Below are 1,358 nucleotides of genomic sequence, written 5' to 3' on the forward strand. Positions count from 1 at the left end.
AAGTCGAAATCGGTGATCCTATGCTGCCAAGAAAAGCATCGACGCGAGGTTCTAGCTGCCCGTACCCCAAACCGACTCAGGTGGTCAGGTAGAGAATACTAAGGAGATCGAGAGAATCGTGGTTAAGGAACTCGGCAAAATGCCCCCGTAACTTCGGGAGAAGGGGGGCCTGAGGCGTGAACGGACTTGCTCCGGGAGCGTTCGATGGCCGCAGAGACCAGTGGGAAGCGACTGTTTACTAAAAACACAGGTCCGTGCTAAGTCGCAAGACGATGTATACGGACTGACGCCTGCCCGGTGCTGGAAGGTTAAGAGGAACGGTTAGCCGCAAGGCGAAGCTGAGAATTTAAGCCCCAGTAAACGGCGGTGGTAACTATAACCATCCTAAGGTAGCGAAATTCCTTGTCGGGTAAGTTCCGACCTGCACGAATGGCGTAACGACTTCCCAGCTGTCTCAACCGCGAACTCGGCGAAATTGCATTACGAGTAAAGATGCTCGTTACGCGCAGCAGGACGGAAAGACCCCGTGACCTTTACTATAGTTTGGTATTGGTGTTCGGTGTGGCTTGTGTAGGATAGGTGGGAGACGTTGAAGCGGGCACGCTAGTGTTCGTGGAGTCATTGTTGAAATACCACTCTGGTCACTCTGGATATCTAACTTCGGACCCTAATCGGGTTCAGGGACAGTGCCTGATGGGTAGTTTAACTGGGGCGGTTGCCTCCCAAAGAGTAACGGAGGCGCCCAAAGGTTCCCTCAACCTGGTTGGCAATCAGGTGGCGAGTGTAAGTGCACAAGGGAGCTTGACTGTGAGACTGACAAGTCGAGCAGGGACGAAAGTCGGGACTAGTGATCCGGCAGTGGCTTGTGGAAGCGCTGTCGCTCAACGGATAAAAGGTACCTCGGGGATAACAGGCTGATCTTGCCCAAGAGTCCATATCGACGGCATGGTTTGGCACCTCGATGTCGGCTCGTCGCATCCTGGGGCTGGAGTAGGTCCCAAGGGTTGGGCTGTTCGCCCATTAAAGCGGTACGCGAGCTGGGTTTAGAACGTCGTGAGACAGTTCGGTCCCTATCCGCTGCGCGCGCAGGAAATTTGAGAAGATCTATCCCTAGTACGAGAGGACCGGGATGGACGAACCTCTGGTGTGTCAGTTGTTCCGCCAGGAGCACCGCTGATTAGCTACGTTCGGAACGGATAACCGCTGAAAGCATCTAAGCGGGAAGCCGGCTTCGAGATGAGATTTCCATCCCTTCGGGGGAGAGGCTCCCAGCCAGACGACTGGGTTGATAGGCCGGATGTGGAAGACAGGACTAAAGACTGTCGGAGCTGACCGGTACTAATAAGCCGATAACTTGA

Annotated in this window: 1 rRNA gene (cut by a window edge); it reads left to right on the top strand. The window is 54.4% G+C overall.

The window, feature by feature from the left end:
* Positions 1-1,358, top strand: a 23S ribosomal RNA gene (locus C5C39_RS16950) (it extends 1,913 nt beyond the left edge of the window).

The organism is Rathayibacter sp. AY1F3, assembly GCF_002931975.1.
Taxonomy (GTDB): domain Bacteria; phylum Actinomycetota; class Actinomycetes; order Actinomycetales; family Microbacteriaceae; genus Rathayibacter.